This window comes from Copranaerobaculum intestinale, from assembly GCF_009831105.1.
GTDB lineage: Bacteria > Bacillota_I > Bacilli_A > Erysipelotrichales > Erysipelotrichaceae > Copranaerobaculum > Copranaerobaculum intestinale.
The window spans coordinates 1-21,279 of record NZ_WUUQ01000001.1 but is presented as its reverse complement, the minus strand read 5'-3'; the positions used below and the strand labels follow the sequence as shown (position 1 = coordinate 21,279).

The 21,279-nt window shown below is 43.3% G+C and carries 19 protein-coding genes, 1 rRNA gene and 1 other annotated feature; all 20 genes read left to right on the top strand.

The window, feature by feature from the left end:
* The first annotated feature begins 65 nt into the window (after window positions 1-65).
* Entirely contained in the window at window positions 66-578 is a 513-nt protein-coding gene (locus GSF08_RS00100; protein ID WP_160623842.1) for a GntR family transcriptional regulator, read from the top strand.
* On the top strand, window positions 575-1,294 hold the full coding sequence (locus tag GSF08_RS00095) for a GntR family transcriptional regulator (RefSeq protein WP_160623841.1): 720 nt from the start codon (window positions 575-577) through the stop codon (window positions 1,292-1,294). Before GSF08_RS00100 ends, GSF08_RS00095 begins: the two co-directional genes overlap by 4 nt.
* A 160-nt stretch (window positions 1,295-1,454) precedes the next feature.
* Window positions 1,455-1,925, top strand: a complete 471-nt coding sequence (locus GSF08_RS00090) for a PTS sugar transporter subunit IIB (protein ID WP_160623840.1) — start codon at window positions 1,455-1,457, stop codon at window positions 1,923-1,925.
* 15 nt (window positions 1,926-1,940) lie between these two features.
* Window positions 1,941-2,696, top strand: coding sequence for a PTS mannose/fructose/sorbose/N-acetylgalactosamine transporter subunit IIC (locus GSF08_RS00085; RefSeq protein WP_249805769.1), 756 nt, complete (start codon window positions 1,941-1,943; stop codon window positions 2,694-2,696).
* Window positions 2,693-3,526 carry a PTS system mannose/fructose/sorbose family transporter subunit IID gene (locus GSF08_RS00080; RefSeq protein WP_160623839.1) on the top strand — a complete coding sequence of 278 codons (834 nt, stop codon included), beginning with the start codon at window positions 2,693-2,695 and terminating at the stop codon, window positions 3,524-3,526. The genes GSF08_RS00085 and GSF08_RS00080 overlap by 4 nt, the downstream gene beginning before the upstream one ends.
* 17 nt (window positions 3,527-3,543) lie before the next feature.
* Window positions 3,544-4,566: an SIS domain-containing protein gene (locus tag GSF08_RS00075; RefSeq protein WP_160623838.1), complete on the top strand. Its 1,023-nt coding sequence runs from the start codon at window positions 3,544-3,546 to the stop codon at window positions 4,564-4,566.
* 66 nt (window positions 4,567-4,632) lie between these two features.
* Window positions 4,633-5,124, top strand: a complete 492-nt coding sequence (locus GSF08_RS00070) for a PTS sugar transporter subunit IIB (RefSeq protein WP_160623837.1) — start codon at window positions 4,633-4,635, stop codon at window positions 5,122-5,124.
* A gap of 3 nt (window positions 5,125-5,127) precedes the next feature.
* Window positions 5,128-6,219: an SIS domain-containing protein gene (locus GSF08_RS00065; RefSeq protein WP_160623836.1), complete on the top strand. Its 1,092-nt coding sequence runs from the start codon at window positions 5,128-5,130 to the stop codon at window positions 6,217-6,219.
* Window positions 6,216-6,650 carry a PTS sugar transporter subunit IIA gene (locus GSF08_RS00060; RefSeq protein WP_160623835.1) on the top strand — a complete coding sequence of 145 codons (435 nt, stop codon included), beginning with the start codon at window positions 6,216-6,218 and terminating at the stop codon, window positions 6,648-6,650. Before GSF08_RS00065 ends, GSF08_RS00060 begins: the two co-directional genes overlap by 4 nt.
* Before the next feature lie 89 nt (window positions 6,651-6,739).
* On the top strand, window positions 6,740-7,558 hold the full coding sequence (gene proC / locus GSF08_RS00055; protein ID WP_160623834.1) for a pyrroline-5-carboxylate reductase: 819 nt from the start codon (window positions 6,740-6,742) through the stop codon (window positions 7,556-7,558).
* A 129-nt stretch (window positions 7,559-7,687) separates the two neighbouring features.
* Entirely contained in the window at window positions 7,688-8,431 is a 744-nt protein-coding gene (locus GSF08_RS00050; RefSeq protein ID WP_160623833.1) for a C39 family peptidase, read from the top strand.
* Window positions 8,432-8,576: 145 nt separating this feature from the next.
* Complete coding sequence (locus GSF08_RS00045) at window positions 8,577-9,398, top strand: MerR family transcriptional regulator (protein WP_160623832.1); 822 nt, start codon at window positions 8,577-8,579, stop codon at window positions 9,396-9,398.
* Between the two features lie 283 nt (window positions 9,399-9,681).
* Window positions 9,682-10,101, top strand: a complete 420-nt coding sequence (rplK, locus tag GSF08_RS00040; protein WP_160623831.1) for a 50S ribosomal protein L11 — start codon at window positions 9,682-9,684, stop codon at window positions 10,099-10,101.
* A gap of 18 nt (window positions 10,102-10,119) precedes the next feature.
* A complete protein-coding gene (gene rplA, locus GSF08_RS00035) occupies window positions 10,120-10,806 on the top strand; it encodes a 50S ribosomal protein L1 (protein ID WP_160623830.1) in 687 nt (228 codons plus the stop codon).
* A 29-nt stretch (window positions 10,807-10,835) separates the two neighbouring features.
* Window positions 10,836-10,962: a sequence feature (ribosomal protein L10 leader region), on the top strand.
* A 37-nt stretch (window positions 10,963-10,999) separates the two neighbouring features.
* Entirely contained in the window at window positions 11,000-11,494 is a 495-nt protein-coding gene (gene rplJ, locus GSF08_RS00030; protein ID WP_160623829.1) for a 50S ribosomal protein L10, read from the top strand.
* A 22-nt stretch (window positions 11,495-11,516) separates the two neighbouring features.
* Entirely contained in the window at window positions 11,517-11,891 is a 375-nt protein-coding gene (gene rplL, locus GSF08_RS00025) for a 50S ribosomal protein L7/L12 (RefSeq protein ID WP_160623828.1), read from the top strand.
* A 67-nt stretch (window positions 11,892-11,958) separates the two neighbouring features.
* Complete coding sequence (locus GSF08_RS00020) at window positions 11,959-12,567, top strand: class I SAM-dependent methyltransferase (RefSeq protein ID WP_160623827.1); 609 nt, start codon at window positions 11,959-11,961, stop codon at window positions 12,565-12,567.
* 99 nt (window positions 12,568-12,666) lie between these two features.
* A complete protein-coding gene (gene rpoB, locus GSF08_RS00015) occupies window positions 12,667-16,863 on the top strand; it encodes a DNA-directed RNA polymerase subunit beta (protein ID WP_160623826.1) in 4,197 nt (1,398 codons plus the stop codon).
* A 3-nt stretch (window positions 16,864-16,866) separates the two neighbouring features.
* Window positions 16,867-20,718 carry a DNA-directed RNA polymerase subunit beta' gene (gene rpoC / locus GSF08_RS00010; protein WP_160623825.1) on the top strand — a complete coding sequence of 1,284 codons (3,852 nt, stop codon included), beginning with the start codon at window positions 16,867-16,869 and terminating at the stop codon, window positions 20,716-20,718.
* A 358-nt stretch (window positions 20,719-21,076) separates the two neighbouring features.
* Window positions 21,077-21,279 (top strand): 16S ribosomal RNA (locus GSF08_RS00005); the annotation flags it as partial.

Genomic DNA, 21,279 nt, shown 5'->3' with positions numbered 1-21,279 from the left:
AATTCGATACAATAGAGGAAATGGTTTAGACCACTTATACCACTTTGCATGGAAGGCGAGGTCTTATGAAGAATAAACGAATCCAAATTACACGTCAGCTAGCTAAGTTTTCGTCTACGACAAAAGCACTGGAAGATGCTGGCTTGACTTGTGAAATCCGTATTTTAAAAAATGAGATATTAGAAGCAAATCGATATCTTTCTCAGAAATTGCAGGTTTCTCTGGCCTCGCCGTTAATCTTTTTTCAACGTTTAAGAATTGTAGAGGGTCAGCCTAAAACGATTGAAACGAGTTATATTCCTGAAGAGCTGGTACCGGGAATGGAACAGGTCCAATTGAATGATCGTTCCTTTTACCAATTTCTGAATGATGAATATCAAATTGAAATTAGAAAGAGTGAAGAGGAAATTCTGCTTGTGAAAGCTAGCGAAAATGAAAAAAGGTTGCTGGAACTGACAGATGATGAAGTGCTTGTCTTAAAAGGAAAGACATTTGATAAATCGCAGCGCTGCATAGAGTATTTTGAAATTGCGGCTGTTCCGGATTTTTATGTTTTCGAAAGCGGGGTTTCCGTATGAATAATTATGCTCAGCCTTTATATTTACAACTGAAGGACAGTATCATTGAAAAAATTCATCGCGGAGAATATTGCACAGGAATGAAAATACCATCCGAGCGGGAAATGGCTAAATTATATGGTATTAACCGCATGACGATTCGCAGAACCGTTGGTCTGCTGATTGAGGAGGGCTATCTTGTCAGCGTTCATGGAAAAGGAACCTATGTAACAAAAGCAAACAGCAATCGTATTGAATTGGGAATGAATAGTTCTACCCGTTTAAGTGTAGATATCCGTATGGGGGGGATGGATCCCCGCAAGGAGATCATCTCTTTTCAAAAAATTGCGGCGATTCCCAGACTGCAGGAGCTGTTTCCGCAGTATGATACCTTTTATGAACTGGTACGTCTTCTGTTTGCAAATAATGAACCATATGCTTTACAAAAGGCTTATTTCCCTTATTTGTTATTTCCTGATGCAGATCGCTATGATTTTAAAGATGGTTCACTTTATGACTATATGGATACGAAGAAAAAAATGCCGGTTCATATTAGTTCGCGCTTATGGGTGGAACCGCTTGATGCAGATAAAGCTCGATACCTGAATATGAGGGAAGGGGAGCGGGCATTTGTATTTGCTTATCAAGGACATAGTGAACAGCAGGAATTAGTGGAATATACGTTATCCTATAATCGCCCGGAATATACATCTTATAAATATGTGAGTATTCGTTAGATCCGATAAAAGTCGGATCTTTTTTAATGGTAATAATTGTAAGCTAAAAAATAAGATTGCTTTTTCTTATACACGTTGTATAATGATGGTGTAGAGTGGTATATAAATTATACCAGTTATACCTCGAAGGGGCTGTATAAGAGAGAAAGGAGGTTACAGAATGATTAAAGTTTTGCGTATAGATGATCGGCTTATGCATGCACAAGTAACGTTTGGTTGGTCCACCAGCTTAAATGTTAAGGGAATTCTAATAGCAAGTGATGCAGTTGCGGGTAATGAAACAATGAAAATGGCCGTTCAATTTGCGAAACCGGCAGCAGTAAAGCTATGGGTTAAACCGCTAGATGAAGCAATCGCGGTAATTCCCAAGCTAAATGGATTCGATTACAATACCATGGTTTTGGTAGAGCATGTGCAGGATGCTTTGAAAATTGTACAGAACTGTGATTGTATTCCATTTGTCAATATGGGAGGAAATCGGATCGCAGAGGGAAAGCGGCCTATTCTTGGTACGATTTATGTATCGGATCAAGACCTGCGTGATTTAGCTGTCATTGAAAAAATGGGAATCAAAGTAGAAGTTCAGAAAATGATAACAGACCCTTCACATTCGTTGGATGAATTTATTTAGAAGAGGAGATAAATTATGATACTACAAGCTATGTTGATTGGATGTATCGCTGCCCTTACCGCTTTGGAAGGTGACTGGCTCGGTGAATCGAAATTTCGAGAGCCGTTGGTCACCGGCTTCTTAGTCGGTTTGGTTCTGGGAGATGTAAAGCAGGGGGTTATCATAGGCGGTCAGCTGCAGTTGATTTGGATGGGCGCAACCGGTATCGGCTTATCCGCGCAATTGGATATTGGAACCGGAGGTACGATTGGTACGGCGTTTGCTTTAATGACAGGAAAAGGTGCAGAGGTAGCAATTACCTTTGGATTACCGGTGTCCATTCTGATGCAATTTATGAATACCGTAAAAATGACGTTCTTTTCTGGAATGATGCATAAGGCAGATCAGTATGCAGAAGCCGTGAATATCCGGGGCATGACCTGGATTCACTATTCTTGTGGACTCATAACATTCGTATTATATTTCTTCCCTACGTTTTTTACGATTTATTTGGGAAGCGGGGCTGTGGAAGCGATTGTAAAACAGCTTCCGGAGTGGGTGACTCAAGGGCTGACAGCGGTTTCGTCCCTGCTGCCGGCGCTAGGCTTTGCGATGCTTATGCAGATCTTGATGGAGACGCGCTTGATTCCTTTTTTCATCGTCGGATTTGTTGCGGCTGCTTACACAGGTTTGGATATGATGGCAATTACTTTAATTGCGGTTGCGATTGCATGGGTAATGTATATGCTGAAGGCAGACAGTGTTAAAAAAGAAGAGGAGGATCTCCTATGAGTAAAGACAAAAATTTTGTAAATAAAGAGTACAATATTACCAAAAGAGATTTTCGTAAGGTATTCTGGCGTTCTTTCACCCTGCTCGGTTCCTATAATTTTGAACGTATGGAAGCACTGGGTTTTGATTATAGTATGATGCCAGTGCTTAAAAAGATTTATGGGGATGATAAGCAGCGTTTAGCCGAGGCTCTTCGCAGACATATGGAGGCCTTCAATATGACCGTTGCCCCATCGACCTTTGTTATGGGAATTTCAATCGCAATGGAAGAAAAATATGAAAAAGATCCTAGTTTTGATGTTAACTCAATCAATGCGATTAAGTTGGCGCTGATGGGTCCGCTTTCGGGTATCGGTGATACGTTCTTCTGGGGTATTTTTCGGATTTTGGCCGCTGCTATTGGTGTAAGCTTCGCTTTAAAGGGAAATATCATCGCCCCGTTTGTATTTTTGATCATGTTTAATGTTCCTCATTTTCTGGTTCGCTATTTTGGGTTATTTATTGGCTATCGGAACGGCAATGACTTTTTGACAAAAATTGAGCAGAGCGGTCAAATGAGTTTGTTTACCTATTGTGCAGGAATTGTGGGAATCACAGCGGTTGGCTGTATGATAGCGACACAAATTGCAGTTTCCAGTCCGCTTCAGTTTACGATCAGTGGCAATAAAATTGTAATTCAAGAGTATTTGGATCAAATCATGCCGCAGCTGTTACCCCTAATTGCCACGTTGGTAGTGTATTACTGCCTAAAAAAGAAAGTTAAAGTCGGTTATATTATGGCTGGTATCATCATTGGATTTATCTGCGGTGTCTTAGGCATTTTAGCATAGAATGAGAGGTGATTATTGTGTATAAGGATTTAGTATCTGAATTTAAGCACATCTATCGTGAACATGGTAAAACGACCATTGCCGCCCGAGCGGAAGCAGAGCAGGCAGCGGATCGCATATCTCAGCATGGTTATAAAAATATATTCTTTGCCGGATCAGGCGGTTCGATTACTACCATTATGGCGTTTGCTGAAATCATAAAACGATTATCGGATATTCCGGCGTATTGGGAAGAAGCAGCAGAACTTATGGTATCAAACTATAAACAGTTGAATCAGGATTCTTTGGTTGTGATTATGGCAAAGACCGGAACGATGATTGAAACCGTACAGCTTTCAGCGTATTGCAAAGAACATCATATTCCATGCATCGGATTCGTTATGATTGATGATACTCCGGTTGCTAATCAAGTTGCATATAAAGTAATGCTTGATGTAGAAAGTTCGCCTATTCGTTATCTTACCCTATATTATTTTGTATTTCGTTTGCTTTATAATCATGGTGATTTCCCCGATTATGAGTCCTTTTGTGCATCGCTGGAACAGTTACCGGAAGCCCTTTGTCATGTTTTGGACGCATATGATGAAACTGCTCAAGGTTTTGTTGAACGCTATCATGAGGAACCATTTCAGCTTTGGATTTACTCGGGACTTAATCAGGGAGAAGCTTTGAAGTATGCGGCGGATATTGCGGAAGAATTATTCCGTCAAAAAACACAAATAATGAATGCGGCAGAGTTCTTTCACGGCTGCTTGGAAATAGCGGATGATGACACAAATATCATTTTGCTGAAAAGTGAAGGTCCTACAAGAGTATTGGATGAGCGGGTCGAACGGTTCTTAAGAAAATATGCTTCTAAAAAGCTTGTTGTAATTGATACTGCACAGTTTGAGCTTCCGGGAGTGGATGACGCGTACCGTGGTTATTTTTCACCGGTTATCCTCAATGTCTGCATTGAAGAACTCATTACGAACTACATGATCGAACGTACCGGGAAGAGTGCAGCGACACGCCGCTATTATGGAATCGTGGATTATTAAAATACTCTGTGAAAAGCTATATGCTTCCATCTCATATAGCTTTTCACTTTGAAAGGGGAAAGGCACATGAGTATTGTTGATATACGAATAGATGATCGTCTCATACATGGACAGGTCAGTAATTTTTGGATACCGCATCTCGGCGTGCAGAAAGTGCTCATCATTGATGATATGATCGTTCATGATAATTTGCGTAAAACAGCTTTGAAATTTGGATGTCCGCCGTCAGTGTCCTTAACCATTCTAAGTCCAAAAATCGCTGCAGAAAAATTATTGAGACATGCGGATCGCGGTGCACGGGTTTTGATCCTTGCAAATTCTCCACAGCAGTTGGAAGCACTCTTGAAATCCGGCTATCCATTTACTGATATTACGATCGGCAATCTGTCAAATCGGCCTAATACAATACCGATTAAGAAGACAGTTTATGTCAATCAGGAAGAAATCCATTCTTTGATCTATCTAGCTAAAAAGGGAGTTCGTCTCTTTGCGCAGATGGTTCCTGGTGAGGCAAAACTGGATTTTACGGACACAATTTTAACATTAGGAAAGGAGTAGTTTATGGAAAAACCTACCGTTATTGGGTATATTATGGATCAACCGCGGGCATTGAAGCAGGCTTATGCTGATCGGCAAGTATTTATCCGACCGTTTATAGAATTATTTCGTCGTTATCCTATCAAAAAAATTTATTTTTTAGGATCGGGTACTTCTTATCATGCTTCGGTGATCGGAAGCTATTATATGAAGCATTTGCTGCACATTGATGCGGAGGCTCATTATCCAACAATATTTGCGAATTATGAACGGGTCGATCCGCATTATGATAAAACAGAAGTTTTATTTTTAGGTATTTCCCAGACCGGTACGAGCATTTCTACGATTCAAGTGATGCAGAAAGCAAAACAGGAAGGTTATTTAACTGCGGTGCTGTGTGAGGATCTAAATAGCGAAATCACCCATCATGTCGATGAAGTCATTCATCTTCGCTGTGGAAAAGAATTGACGCCTCCTGAAACCAGAGGCTTTACAGTTACGGTGCTGACACTTTATTTGTGGACACTTGAGCTAGGACTTGCACAGCAGAAAATGACGAATGAAATATATGAAAAATACCAAGAAGAACTGCGTCATCTTTTAGAAGAGCTGCCGGCGGTCTTTGATGACTGTATCAAATGGTATCAAGAGAATAAAAATGATTTTTTGGAAAGCGAACGTCTTCATGTTTTGGGATATGGAGTAGACAGCGGTTCTGCCCTTGAAGCGGCTTTAAAGATCGGTGAGATGTTTCGCAAACCGACGATAAGCTATGATATTGAAGAATATGCACACGGCCCCAATATGGCGCTGAAACCTGATCAGGCAATCTTTATGATCGGAGCGGATGAAGTAGAGTGGGAACGGCTTCTGCAGTTTCGAGATGTATTTAAAAAGTATACCGAACGTATTTATGTAATCACGACGAAGCATTTGAAAGACGCAACTAAGCGAGATATGATCTTTCCGTTAACCGTTAATAAATATTTGGCAGTTATTCTACATGCGATTCCTTTTCAACTGGTAGCTGCGATGGGAGCGCGGGACAGTGGTATTGACACGGCTGTTAATCCATTTGAAGAGCCGCTGTCTCATCTGCCGGATAAAGCATCATGATACGGATCTTTGTGAGCGGACATGGATCTTTTGCCAGTGGAATCCTATCTGCCTTTACGCTCATTTTGGGCAAAACGGCCGGTGCTGAACTATATAGCTTTGATTTTCCCGAGGGTGATTCAGCGCAGCAGCTGCTTGCTCGGATGAAATGTGCAATTTCAAAATTTGCCGGCGAAGATGAAATTCTGATTTTTACTGATGTGCGAGGAGGTTCTCCTTTTCATATGGCAGTATCATGTATGAGTGATGATGCCCGCTGCCGTGTCCTTTACGGTGTCACCTTAGGGATGCTGATAGAAACCTATATGGGACGGGAGTCTTATGAGGATGCAGATGAATTGATTGATGAAGTGCTGAAAAATAAGGATCACCAGAGCGGCTGCTTTAGAATTTCTGATGCTGAAAGTTCCTGTGATCTGGATGATCTTTAAAAAACAGGGAGTGCTGACTGCACTTCCTGTTTCGTTCTTGCTGATGTATTGAGAAATGCGTATAATAAGGATAGAAAAGAGGTAGGATCATGAAAAAAACGATTGGCTTTATCGGATGCGGAAATATGGGCAAAGCGATTGCCGAAGGTATTTTGAAAGCCGGCGCTGTTTCCGGCGAAAATATGTATATTACCGATCATCATCTGGATCGCTTAAAGACATTGAAAAACACATATCACGTACAACTGGCTGAGCAGGCTGAAACGGCAAAAATCAGTGATATTCTGGTGCTGGGAGTTAAGCCGCATATGTATCGTGATCTGATTGAAGAAATTCGCGATCAGGTTAAGGAAAATGTCATCATTGTAGATATTGCGGCAGGTCAGACAATCGATAATGTACAGCACATGTTCGGAAGGGAAATTAAGGTTGCACGCATTATGCCAAACACTCCTGCAGCGGTAATGGAAGGGATGACGGCGTTATGCGGCAGTTCTAATATGAACACGGACGAAATTATCATGATGAAAGAGTTGTTTTCCAGCTTTGGACGCTGTGAAATTTTGAGTGAAACAATCGTATCAGCAGCGGGTACTGCCAGCGGTGCTTCACCTGCCTTTATATATATGTTGATTGAAGCGATGGCAGACGGTGCGGTTTTATTAGGAATGAAGCGGGAACAGGCGTATACCTTCTGTGCCCAAGCGGTTCTTGGTTCGGCACGTATGGTGCTGGAAAGTGGCCTGCATCCCGGTGCCTTGAAAGATCAAGTATGTTCACCAGGCGGCTCTACGATTGAAGGGGTGGCAGTTTTGGAGAACCGTGGTTTTCGATCTGCTGTGATCGAGGCAATGCGTGCCGCAAATTCGAAAAGTGAAGCGATGAAAAAGCATAACGAAGCGAACTAATCGCAAAGCTGCGAAAAACCAAAAAATATAAATGAGCTAATATTGTGCAAATGTCTTTATAAAAAGATTGGATAGATTTTACATATTATATGAGCAAGGAAAAAATTATCCGTGCTTCAGGTGATGATTATGAAACAAAAAAAGGTGATTTATATACTGCTGGCTGGGATGATGCTGAGCTCTTCAATCGTGCTTGGCGGCTGTTCGATTCATAATGAACAGAATAAAGCGCCGCAAACTGTTAAAGAAACAAAAACAAAAACGAATGTTGATCAGAATACGAATTTTGAGGTTCCGGCGAAATCAGAAAAGCAGGATAATAAAGTGATCATGAATATGGAGCTGGATGTGCAGGAGAATAATTTTTATTGCGGACCCGCTGTTGTGAAAACGATATTACAGTATTTTGGAATTGATCGGACACAAGGTCAATTGGCCGAGGCAATGCATACAAGTTCGATTACAGGTACGGAATACGCAGATATCACCCAGGTTCTCAATCAAGAAGTTTTTCATCGAGAGAATCCCGGATATCAAGAAAATGGGTATCATGTGCACACATTGCCGATACAGAATAATAGCCCGGATGAAAAAAAGAATTGGCAGCTGCGGATGCGGAAAAATATCGATGATGGTTATCCCAGTATATTAGCAGTTGACATGCATACCTTATATCCGCAGATGAAGCGAGCGAATCATTTTGTAATTTGTGTTGGATATCTGGCGGATCAAGAAAATGAAATTACATATTTTTACATTTTAGACCCTTTCTATGGGGTACAGGATGAAACATATGGAGGCCTGAAATACTTCTCACCGACTGAATTGTGGAGTGCGATTGCGGAAAACGAAGAACCGGCTTACATATATTAAGGAATGAAATTGATGATTTATTGATCAAAATGAATTCACTTTTATAAAAAAATGAAGCGAGAGAAATTTCTTTCGCTTTTTACTTGACTCTATCATGATGTCATACTCTAAGATAGATGTGTGCACAGAATTCAGGAGGTCCTCTATGTTTAAGATTGGTGATTTTTCACGTTTGACCAGCATTAGTATCCGCATGCTTCGTTTTTATGATCAAAACGATATATTAAAACCGGTTTTCATCGATGAGGAAAGCGGTTATCGCTATTATCGAAGAGAACAGATTTTCGAAGCATCACAGGTTCGGTTTCTTCGCGATATTGGGTTAAGTACGGCGCGTATCAAAGAGATTCTCGAAAATTATCAAAATGCGGAAGAGGTCCAAAAACATTTGGAGATACAGCTGATCGAACTGCGTGAAGAAGCCAAGAAAATCGATATGCGAATCAAAATGATTGAAACAGCAAAGCAAATTCTTGTAAAGGAGGACATGTTTATGAATTACCAAGTAGAAATTAAAACCATTCCTGCGATATATGCAGTCACCAAAAGAGGTATTATACCAAGCTATGAAAATGAGCATCTGATGTGGATGGGAATGACCAAAGAACTGCAGGCGCTGCAGCTGGATCTGCCCTACACGAAGGATAAGCAGACCCGCTGCTATTTCCATGATGAGGGCTTCAAGGAGTCGGAAGTCGATGTGGAAATAGCGGCAAGCATTCAGCCGGGCCAATATCAGGACACAGAAAATTTGAAATTTAAGGAACTGCCGGAAACTCGTGTCGCGTCAATCACTTTTAAAGGCGATTACAGTCAGTGTACGGATGTCAGCATGGCTTTGTCCGCATGGTTCGCCGGCCATGATTATGAAATCAACGGCTGTCAGTTTGCAATTTATAGAGTTGGCTATATGGCAACCCAAAATCCTAATGAATTTGTGACAGAAATCTGTTGGCCGATCAAATAAACACAATGTGCTGTACACAGCACATTTTTAATGGCAAGGGAGGATTGGATGCAGTTGATAAAGCTCAGCGGCAGCTGCAACGAATCATTTACAAACCGGGTGGATCATATCGGATTGGGGTTTTGTTTTTTTTAAAACCGCACAGGAAACAGTTGCTTTTTCATGCGAAACTCGCTATAATACATGAGCACCACTTTTGCGTGGTGTTTTATAAGTGCGTGGGAGAACGTGCAACCGTTCTATTACCACAGCATGAGACAACAATTTATAGGAGGTGTGTCTTGTGAGTAAGAAAAAAGTTGCTAAAGTGTGCAAACTGCAGTTTATGGCAGGCGGCGCAAAACCAGGACCGGCTTTGGCTTCTGCAGGCATCAACATGCCGCAGTTCTGTTCGGCATTCAATGATGCGACAAGAGAACGCGCAGGAGATTTAGTACCGGTTATCATCACAGCGTACGAAGATAAGACTTTCGACTTCGTATTGAAAACGACACCAGCTGCAATTCTGTTAAAGAAAGCTGCCGGTATCCAGAAAGCATCTGCAAATTCAAAAGAAATCGCAGGTAAGATCACAGTTGATCAGCTGCGTGAAATTGCAGAATACAAAATGCCAGACCTGAACGCAAACGATGTTGAAGCAGCTATGAAAATTGTAGCTGGAACTGCTAAAAACATGGGTATTGCCGTTGAAGGCATGGAATAGGAAGGAAGGTAAACGAAGATGGCAAAAGTAGGAAAGAACTATGCTGAAGCTGCTAAAAAAGTTGACCGTTCAAAATCTTATTCTATTGATGAAGCGGTAAAACTGGCGAAAGAAGCAAGCTTTGCAAAATTTGATGAATCGGTGGAAGTAAGCTTCCGCTTAAATGTAGACCCTCGTCATGCTGATCAGCAGATCCGCGGTGCGATGGTGCTGCCCAACGGTACCGGACGTTCTCAGAAGGTTTGTGTCATTGCACAGGGACCTCAGGAACAGGAAGCAAAAGATGCCGGCGCTGATTATGTTGGCGGCAAAGAATTATTAGAACAGATCGGAAAAGGCTGGTTTGACTTTGATGTCATCGTAGCCACTCCAAACATGATGGGAGAACTTGGTAAACTGGGACGCGTATTAGGTCCAAAAGGTTTAATGCCAAACCCGAAAACCGGCACGGTAACAATGGACGTTGCCAAAGCGATCGAGGATATCAAAAAAGGTAAAGTAGAGTACCGTGTTGATAAAGAAGGAAATATCAATATGTTGATCGGTAAAAAGAGTTTCGACGATGCAAAATTGGTTGAAAACTTCAAGGCGATCTATGATGTACTGCTGCGTGCCCGTCCGGCTGCCGTCAAGGGCGTTTACATGAAAAATGTAGTGCTGTCCACAACCATGGGCCCGGGCATTAAAATCGAAACTTCCCGCTAGTTGACAAACAGCGGAGTTTCCTTTAGAATATCGTTGTTATCAATATACCATAGACAGTAACGGTGCAATGCACTTAATCATGTTACCGAGGTGTAGAGCGAAACATAAATGTTCACTCACACTGTCTTGCGGTGTGAGTGTTTTATATTTTTCCCTGGTATATTGTGACATATAAAATCAGGAGGTGTAAGATATGAATCAGTCGATTATCGACGCTAAAAAGGCGGTCGTTACTGAAATTGCAGACAAAATGAAAGCATCTCAGTCAACGGTTGTTGTCGAGTATCGCGGTCTTACCGTTGCCGAAATGACCCAGCTGCGCAGAGCGCTGCGCGAAGAGAACATCGAGTTTAAAATTTATAAGAACTCATTGACTCAGCGCGCTGCAGTTGAAGCTGGATTTGACGGTTTAACGGAAAGCTTGACCGGACCGAATGCAGTTGCATTTGGTGACGATGCAGTCGCTCCTTCCCGCATCCTGGCGAAATTCGCCAAAACTCATGAGCACTTAGTGATCAAGGGTGGTGCCGTTGAAGGTAAGGTTGTAAGCGTAGATACAATCAAAGAATTATCTGTTCTGCCGAACCGTGAGGGTATGCTGTCCATGCTGTTAAGCTGTCTGCAGTCACCGGTTCGCCAATTCGCATGTGCTGTAAAAGCGGTAGCTGACAGCCGAGAAGAAAACTAATAACCAATAGGAGGAAATGAACATGGCAAAATTAACACATGAGGAAATTTTAGCTTACTTAGAAGAAGCTACTATTCTTGAACTGAACGACTTAGTAAAAGCAATCGAAGAAAAGTTTGACGTTACTGCTGCTGCACCGGTAGCTGTAGCTGCTGCACCGGCTGATGGCGGCGCTGCTGAAGGACCAAGCGAAGTTACAGTAACGCTGACAGATGTTGGACCTACTAAAGTAGCTGTTATTAAGGTTGTGCGCGAAGTAACCGGTTTAGGTCTGGTTGAAGCAAAGGGCTTAGTTGACAAATGCCCATCTGCAATCAAGGAAAACATCAAGCCTGAAGAAGCAGAAGAAATCAAGAAAAAATTAATGGATGCAGGAGCTACTGTAGAAGTTAAATAATTCTTATATCACTGATAACAACAAAAAGCCTTCGGGCTTTTTGTCACCTAAAAGGGAGGACGATCGTATGGATCATTATTTTACCGATAATCGTCATCTGGAAAATAACCGGAAGGAAATTTCTTTCCGGTTTTGGTGTTTTAATCTGCGCTTTATTACGAATACTGGTGTTTTCTCAAAAAATGAAGTGGATTACGGTACCCGGGTGCTGTTAGACACGATCGCTGAACGAAAAGAGCTCGGTGATGCGGCGCTTGATCTGGGGTGCGGTTACGGTCCGGTTGGTATTACCCTGAAATCGTGCTTTCCGGATACGGACTTTACGATGGTCGATGTGAATCCGCGGGCGGTTGAGCTTGCCAAAGAGAATGCAGCACGCAATCACGTTGCTGCGGAAATTCTGGTGTCTGATGTATATCAGGCAATATCTGGGAACACTTTTACTGATATCATTACCAATCCGCCGATTCGTGCCGGCAAGGCAGTTATCTATAAAATGTTTGATGAAGCCTTAGATCATCTGCGGGATAAGGGCGTGCTCTGGGTTGTGATCCGCAAACAGCAGGGCGCAGAAAGCGCTTGTGCGCATATTGCTTCCGTGTTTGGTAATTGTGAAGTCATAAACAAACAAAAAGGATATTTTATATTAAAGGCCATAAAAACGTTGACATCTTGAAAAAGAGTTGCTATTATAATAAATTGCATAATACTAGTATAGTAAAATGGGATTTTCTGCCCTTCCCATGGCAGAAAAAATGTAGAAAGGATGGCGTGCATGGACAAAAAAGAAACTTATCGTGTAGTTGATGCTGGTAAAAAGGCACAGCGGCGCGACTATTCAAAAGTGAGCGGTCACTTAGAGCTGCCGAATCTGGTTGAAGTACAGACAGACTCTTTTGAATGGTTTACAGATGAGGGTATTGCTGAAGTATTTAATGAGATTTTTCCAATCCAAAACTATGGAGGTAACATCAGACTCAAGTTCTTGGATTATGAATTTGGAACGCCGAAATATACTGCGGAAGAAAGCCAGTTCCGCGAATGTAACTTTGCGGCTCCGCTGAAAGCAAAAATGGAGCTGGAAATTACTGATACAACAACCGGTGAGGTTATGACAAAATGGGAAGATGTCTTCCTGGGTGACTTCCCGATGATGACGGAAACCGGTACTTTTATTATCAATGGTGCGGAACGAGTAATCGTTTCACAGATTGTACGTTCTCCGGGAGCCTACTTCTCAACCGGATATGATATGAAGACCGGACGTGAATCTTATGCCTGCGAGTTGATTCCTAGCCGCGGTACTTGGCTTGAATTCATGACTGAAATGAAAAAGACGTCCAGCGGACGTATTTTGAGCATGAGCATCGATCGCAAACGTAAGATGCTGTCAACAATTTTATTTAAAGCATTGGGCATGTCTGTCGATCTTGATCGCAGCGAGGATGCTTTTGATACTACACATATCAAAAACTTCTTAACGGCCATGGGCCGTGAGATTCCGGTGGATCTGCCGGAAAACACCGACAATGTAGAGTTTTTTGATCTATATCAAAACCTGTACGCCGCTTATTTTGGAAAATATGAGGAAATTGAAAATACCTTATTATCAGATAAGGTAAAAACTACGCAGGAAGCGCTGCTTTCTATTTATGAGAATCAGCGTTCGGATGAAATTCCTACGCTGGATGGATCCATCAACCTGATGAATGCGAAATTTTTTGATGCACGCCGCTATGATCTGACCAAGGCAGGACGCTTTAAATTATGTAAAAAACTGAATGCGATCAATCGTCTGGAACATAACCTGCTGGCGCAGGATATTTTAGATGTTAATGGCAATGTGATTGTGAAGAGCGGTACGCATATTACCCGTGAGGAGCGCGAAAAATTGCGTGTTGAATTGAAAAAGGGCGTTTATGTAACTGCTTTCCCATTCAATCCGTTGTTTAATCATGAAGATCCGGTCGTTGTCCCAACCGACTACGCAAGCGGTTTGGTAGGCCGCGTACTGGCTGGTGATATTGAATTGGATGAGATTACGCTGTATGCCGGTGATATCTTGAGTGAAGAAGATGTTCAGCTGTTGATGAGCAAGGCTGAGAAAATCACGGTTGAAGGCGGTATTATCGCAAAGAAAATAAAGCTTGATAAAAGCAATATGGATGATGTGCTGAATTATGGACAGCGCATGTATTCATTGGGTCGTTTAACCGATGAGCAGGGGCATGATCTGATGGATGAAGACGGTGAAAAGTTCGCTTACGGATACACTCCGCGGGTACGTAATGAAGTGCTTTCCAGTAAGGCCTTGGAAGAAGTGAAAAATCGTGTGCAGAAGGGCACGGTTTATGCATGGTTAGTCGGTGCCGCAGTACAGGAAATCAAGATCCGTACGCTCGACAGCGATGCGGTGGTAACGGTAATCGGCAACGATCCGTTTGCCAATAAGCACACTATTACCATTTCCGATATGTATGCATTCTATTCCTATAATCTGAACGTAATGGAGGAGGCCGGCGATACCGATGATATTGATATGCTGGGCAACCGCCGGATTCGTTCGGTGGGCGAGCTGATTCAGAACCAGTTCAGAATCGGTTTATCCCGTATGGAACGGGTTGTAAAGGAACGTATGTCCATCGCGGAGGTAGCAACCTTAACACCGAAAAAACTAATGAACATTCGTCCGCTGACAGCTGCCATTAAAGAGTTCTTCTCGAGTTCTCAGCTTTCTCAGTTCATGGATCAGCAGAATCCGCTGGCTGAGCTGACCAATAAGCGCCGTATTTCAGCATTGGGACCGGGCGGTCTGACACGTGATCGTGCCGGCTTTGAAGTTCGAGATGTACATTCTTCTCACTATGGACGAATCTGTCCGATTGAGACCCCTGAAGGACCGAATATCGGATTGATCTCCAACCTGACTACATATGCGAAGATCAATGAATATGGTTTTATTCAGACTCCGTATCGTAAAGTAGAAGCAGATGGAACTGTATCGGAAGAAGCGATTTATCTCTCTGCCGATGAAGAAGCAGATTATGTAATTGCCCAAGCCAATGAAGTTATCGATGGCAGACTTGTAAATGAGCAGGTCGTATCCCGTTTAAACGGTGACACGATCTTGGCGAAGCGCGAAAGCGTAGAATTAGCCGACGTCAGTCCGAAACAGATCGTTTCGGTTGCGACTGCCTGTATTCCGTTCTTAGAAAATGACGATGCTTCCCGTGCCCTGATGGGTGCCAATATGCAGCGTCAGGCAGTGCCTTTGGTTAAACCGCATTCACCGTTTGTCGGAACCGGCATTGAGCACGTGATCGCAAAGGATTCCGGTGCTGGTATCGTTGCGAAGAATGATGGTGTCGTTGAATATGTTGATTCACAGCGTATCATCGTTGCGGAAAAAGAAGGCAAACGCGAATATCGTGTAAAGAAATTCACCCGTTCCAACAATTCAACCAGCATGAACCAGATTCCGATTGTTCGCAAGGGCGAGAAGATCGAAAAAGGCGATATCTTGGCCGATGGTCCATCCATGGAAAACGGTGAATTAGCACTTGGACAAAACGTCACGATCGCATACATGACTTGGTATGGCTATAACTATGAGGATGCAATCATCATGAGTGAACGTTTGGTTCGCGATGATGTCTATACATCCATTCATATTGAGGAATATGATATTGATTGTCGTGAAACAAAATTGGGACCTGAGGAAATCACCCGTGATATTCCGAATGTTTCCGAAAACGCATGCCGTAATTTGGATAGCCGCGGTATTATCATGGTCGGCGCTGAAGTTATGGAAGGCGATATCTTGGTTGGTAAAGTTACGCCGAAGGGACAGAGCGAAATTTCTCCGGAAGAAAAGCTGCTGCTGGCGATCTTTGGTGAAAAATCACGTGAAGTCCGTGACAATTCGTTGAAAGTACCGCACGGCGGAGCCGGCATTGTTCATTCAATCCGCAGCTTTAAACGAAGTGAAGGACATGAACTGCCGCCTGGAGTAAATGAAACCATCAAAGTATATATCGTTCAGAAACGTAAGATTTCTGAAGGTGATAAGATGGCCGGACGCCATGGTAATAAGGGTGTCATTTCCAAAATTTTACCGCAGGAAGACATGCCGTATATGCCGGATGGAACGCCGATTGACATTATGCTGAATCCGTTTGGTGTACCTTCCCGTATGAATATCGGTCAGGTATTAGAAATCCACTTGGGATTTGCGGCAAAGAAATTGGGAGTTAAATTCGCCACTCCGGTATTTGACGGTATCAGCAATGATGAACTGCGTCAGATCATGGAAGAAGCAGCCATGACAAAAGATGGCAAGATGGTTCTGTATGACGGCCGTACCGGTGAGGCATTTGATGAACGTATCTCAGTAGGCGTCATGTACATGATCAAGCTGGCTCACATGGTTGATGATAAACTGCATGCCCGTGCAACCGGACCGTATTCTCTGGTTACGCAGCAGCCGTTGGGCGGTAAAGCACAGAATGGCGGTCAGCGTTTTGGTGAGATGGAAGTTTGGGCATTGGAAGCATATGGTGCTGCGCATACTCTCCAGGAAATCCTAACCGTTAAATCTGATGATATTGTTGGCCGCACCAAAACCTATGAATCTATCATAAAGGGTAAAGATATTCCTGAACCGGGAATTCCAGAATCATTCCGCGTATTGAAGCATGAGCTGCAGGCTTTGGCGATCGATGTGAAGATGCTGGATGAAGCTGGCAATGAAGTTGATCTGATGAAACCCGATGGCGATGAAGCAGCGGCGCTGCCTCCGATCACTGCTCCGATAGAAGCAGCTGATGAGGAAGAAGTCGTCGTTGATCTGGATGAAGAATCTGATGAAGACGGTGAAGAAATTGATCTGAGCGATCCGGTAACAATAATCGAAGAAGACGAAGAATTTGAAGTATTAGAAGAAGAAACAGATGTAGAAGAGAAGGAGGCGTAAGAGATGAGCGTTAACAATTTTGCTTCCATTCAAGTATCACTGGCGTCACCTGATCGCATTCACGAATGGTCTCATGGCGAAGTAAAAAAACCGGAAACCATCAACTACCGTTCTCAAAAACCAGAACGAGATGGTTTGTTTTGTGAGCGTATCTTCGGTCCATCAAAGGACTGGGAATGTTATTGCGGTAAATATAAAAAAGTTCGTTACAAAGGTGTGATCTGCGATCGCTGCGGTGTTGAGATAACAAAATCCAGTGTTCGCCGTGAGCGCATGGGACATATTGAACTGGCTGCTCCGGTTGCCCATATCTGGTATCTGCGCGGAATCCCATCCCGCATGGCACTATTATTAAACGTAACACCGAAGCAGCTGGAAGAAGTCGTTTATTTTGTCAGCTGGATTGTTACGGATCCTAAGGATACGAAGCTGGAATATAAACAGGTTCTTTCTGAAAAAGAATACCGTGAAAATATTGCAATCTATGGGCCGGGTTCTTTCACTGCCCAGACTGGTGCAGAAGCAGCTCAAACCCTGTTGGAAGAAGTTGATCTTGAAAAAGAATATACGGAAATCCAAACACAGCTGGAAACTGCTCAGGGTGAAAAGCGCAAAAAGCTGATCAAGCGTTTGGATACGGTAGAGGCATTCCGCCATTCTGATAACAAGCCGGAATGGATGGTGCTTTCTGTAATTCCGGTAATTCCACCAGATCTGCGCCCGATGCTGCAGTTGGACGGCGGCCGTTTTGCGACCAGCGATCTGAATGATTTATATCGTCGTGTTATCACCCGTAACAACCGTTTGAAGAAACTGCTGGAGCTGGGTACTCCGGCAATCATCGTACAGAATGAAAAGCGTATGCTTCAGGAAGCGGTAGACGCTCTGATTGATAATGGACGCCGTTCCAAACCGATCACCGGTGCCGGTGGCCGTGCTCTGAAGTCGCTGTCTCATTCTTTAAAAGGTAAACAGGGACGCTTCCGTCAGAACCTGTTAGGTAAGCGTGTTGATTTCTCAGGACGTTCCGTTATTGCGGTCGGCCCAGATTTAAAGATGTATCAGTGCGGGCTGCCTAGGGAAATGGCAATCCAGCTGTTTAAGCCTTTTGTAATCAATGAAATTGTGAATCGTGAAATCGCCAGCAATCCTAAGACTGCGGAAAAATTAATCGATCGTTTAGACCCTAGGGTTTGGGATATCGTAGAAGATGTCATCGAAGGCTACCCGGTTCTGATGAACCGTGCACCAACTCTGCATCGTCTTGGTATTCAGGCCTTTAAACCGAAATTGGTTGAAGGCCGGGCAATTCGTCTGCATCCGCTAGTATGTACTGCGTTCAACGCCGATTTCGATGGTGATCAGATGGCCGTGCACGTACCGCTTAGTGAAGAGGCACGAGCCGAAGCTCTGATCCTGATGCTCGGTTCTCACAATATTTTGGGACCAAAGGATGGTAAGCCAATCGTTACCCCTGGACAGGATATGGTCATGGGTAACTTCTATCTGACAATGGAAGAAACAGCAGAGGAGTTCCGCCGTGAGGCTGAACGTTATCTGTCAGTGGACTGTCCGGATGTAGCTGCTTTGTGGAATACGTATGCGGACAGTGAAGGCCATGTTTACCGCAGTGTCAATGAGGTATTGATGGCATATGAGAGCAAGGAAGTACACCTGCATTCCCGCATTGCCGTTTTGGCAAGTGCGATGAAGAAGACTTCTTTCACTGAAGAACAAAACCGTAAATATCTGCTTACAACTGTCGGTAAGGTTATTTACAATGATATGTTCCCAGCTGACTTCCCGTATTTAAATGAAGTGAGCACCGAAAATTTCCAGGCAACACCGGATAAATACTTTGTTCCGATGGGCTGTGATATTAAGGCTGCGCTGCAAGAGCTGCCGATTGTATCTGCCTTTAAGAAAAAGGATTTAGGAAAAGTTATCGGTGAAGTCTTCAAACGTTATGATGTGGACACAACCGCTGAAATTCTGGATGAGATCAAGAACATGGGATTCAAATACTCAACAGTTGCCGGGGTTACGGTGTCTTTGGCGGATATTGAGGTTGCGCCGAATAAATACGAGCATGTTGAAGAGGGCAAGAAAAAGGCTGCTCAGCTGATGACAATGCGCCACAAAGGTAAGTTGACGATGCAGGAGTGGGAACGTCACTTAAACAAGCTATGGGCTGATGTTAAGGATGACATTGCTGGAGAATTGATGAAATCATTGGATCGGAAAAATCCGATCAACATGATGTCCCGTTCCGGAGCCCGTGGTAATATCTCGAACTTTACTCAGTTAGCCGGTATGCGCGGATTGATGAGTAAGCCGTCTCAGTCAAAATCGACGAAAGATGGATATGTTCCAAGTATCATCGAGGTACCGATCTATTCCTGCTTCCGTGAAGGACTGAACGTATCAGAGTTCTTTATTTCCACCCATGGTGTGCGTAAAGGTCTGACGGATACCGCATTAAAGACTGCAGAGTCAGGTTATCTGACCCGCCGTCTGGTAGATGTAGCCCAGGATGTTATTGTTAAACAGGAAGACTGCGGTACTGATAAGGGCTACTATATTGAAGAAATTATTGACCGCAAGACAAACAGTGTCATTGAGTCACTGGAAGATCGTTTGGTCGGACGCTATATCAAGGAGACGATCATCGATCCGAAAACCAAAGAGGTTATCATCGAATCTGATGAATTTGTTACAGAGGATATCGCGAAACGTATTGTTGATGCAGGCGTAACCGGTGTCCGTATCCGTTCTGCATTCACTTGTAAATCTATTTACGGTGTATGTAAGAAATGCTATGGACGTAATATGGCAACCGGTAAAGTAGTGGAAGTCGGAGAAGCTGTCGGTATCATGGCCGCTCAATCAATTGGTGAGCCAGGCACACAGCTGACCATGCGTACTTTCCATACCGGTGGTGTAGCTTCTGCTGACGGCGGAGATATCACCCAGGGTCTGCCACGTGTTGAGGAGCTGTTTGAAGCTCGCCGTCCGAAGAGCGCAGCTGTATTAGCGAAGATCACGGGCGAGATTACCGCGATCAACCAGCTGGAAAGCGGAAGCGGTTATGAAGTAATGATAACCAACGATAAGGAAACCATTACTCATAAAGTGAACTTGGCGCAGGCAATTCGTCCTTGGATGCAGGTCGGCGCTACTGTTGAAGCAGGCGATAAGATCACAGAAGGCCAGGTTGATCCAAAAGAGCTGTTAGATGTAGCGGGAGTACGCGATGTACAAAACTATATTCTAAAAGAAGTAAAGAAAGTATATCAGAGTCAGGGTATCGAAATTTCTGATAAGCATATCGAGGTCATGATCCGTCAGATGCTGCGTAAAGTAATCGTAGTAGAAGGCAACGATACGAAGCTGAACCCGGGTATCCAGATTTCTCTGACGGAAATTACAAAAGTCAACCGCGCAGCTTTGCTGAGCGGTCAGGTTCCGGCAACTTTCCGTCCGGTTCTGCTGGGTATTTCAAAAGCATCTGTAGAAACGGATTCCTTCCTGTCTGCGGCATCCTTCCAGGAAACAACCAAAGTACTGACTGAGGCTGCTATTAAGGCGAAGAAGGATTATCTGATCGGACTGAAAGAGAATGTTATTATCGGTAAGCTGATTCCTGCGGGAACCGGCTGTCACAGCGACCGGGAAACTTCAGTTCTGATTGAAGAAAAAGCTGCAGAGCTGAAAGCAAAACGAGAAGCTCGTAATCACAATGATGAAGATGATGATCAAGGGTTAATGGCATTTGTACCAACTGATAAAATGTCCGGTGCTCAGATCAGCGAGATTCTTGCAGAAGAGGATTTAAGTGTTGAGGAAGCAGAATAAAGTTTCACTGTATTTATATGAAAAAGCAGATGGGCCATCCGGCGCATTTGCTTTTTTTCTTTTTCGATGTATAAAAGTGAAAAATCAGGGGATATAAGGTTATGGGAATAGGGTAGAAAAATCACAAATCTGTCGTTATTTGGCGGAATCTGTATATGATGCTTAAACATTTGAGATTTCTTCAAAAAAAACAGAAAAAAGTAGTAAAAAAGATTGACATAGGTAGAAGAGATTTGCTATTATATACAAGCGCTCAAGCGAGGGCGACGATCTTTGAAAACTAAACAGAATACGTCAATTCAAAAGAAACTCAAGAAAACAGAAACGCGAAAGCGTAAAGAAGAGCTAAACAAACAATCAAATGGAGAGTTTGATCCTGGCTCAGGATGAACGCTGGCGGCATGCCTAATACATGCAAGTCGAACGCATAGAAGAGAGAGCTTGCTTTCTTGGAAGTGAGTGGCGAACGGGTGAGTAACACGTAGGTAACCTGCCCATGTGCCCGGGATAACTGCTGGAAACGGTAGCTAAAACCGGATAGGTGAGGAGAAGGCATCTTCT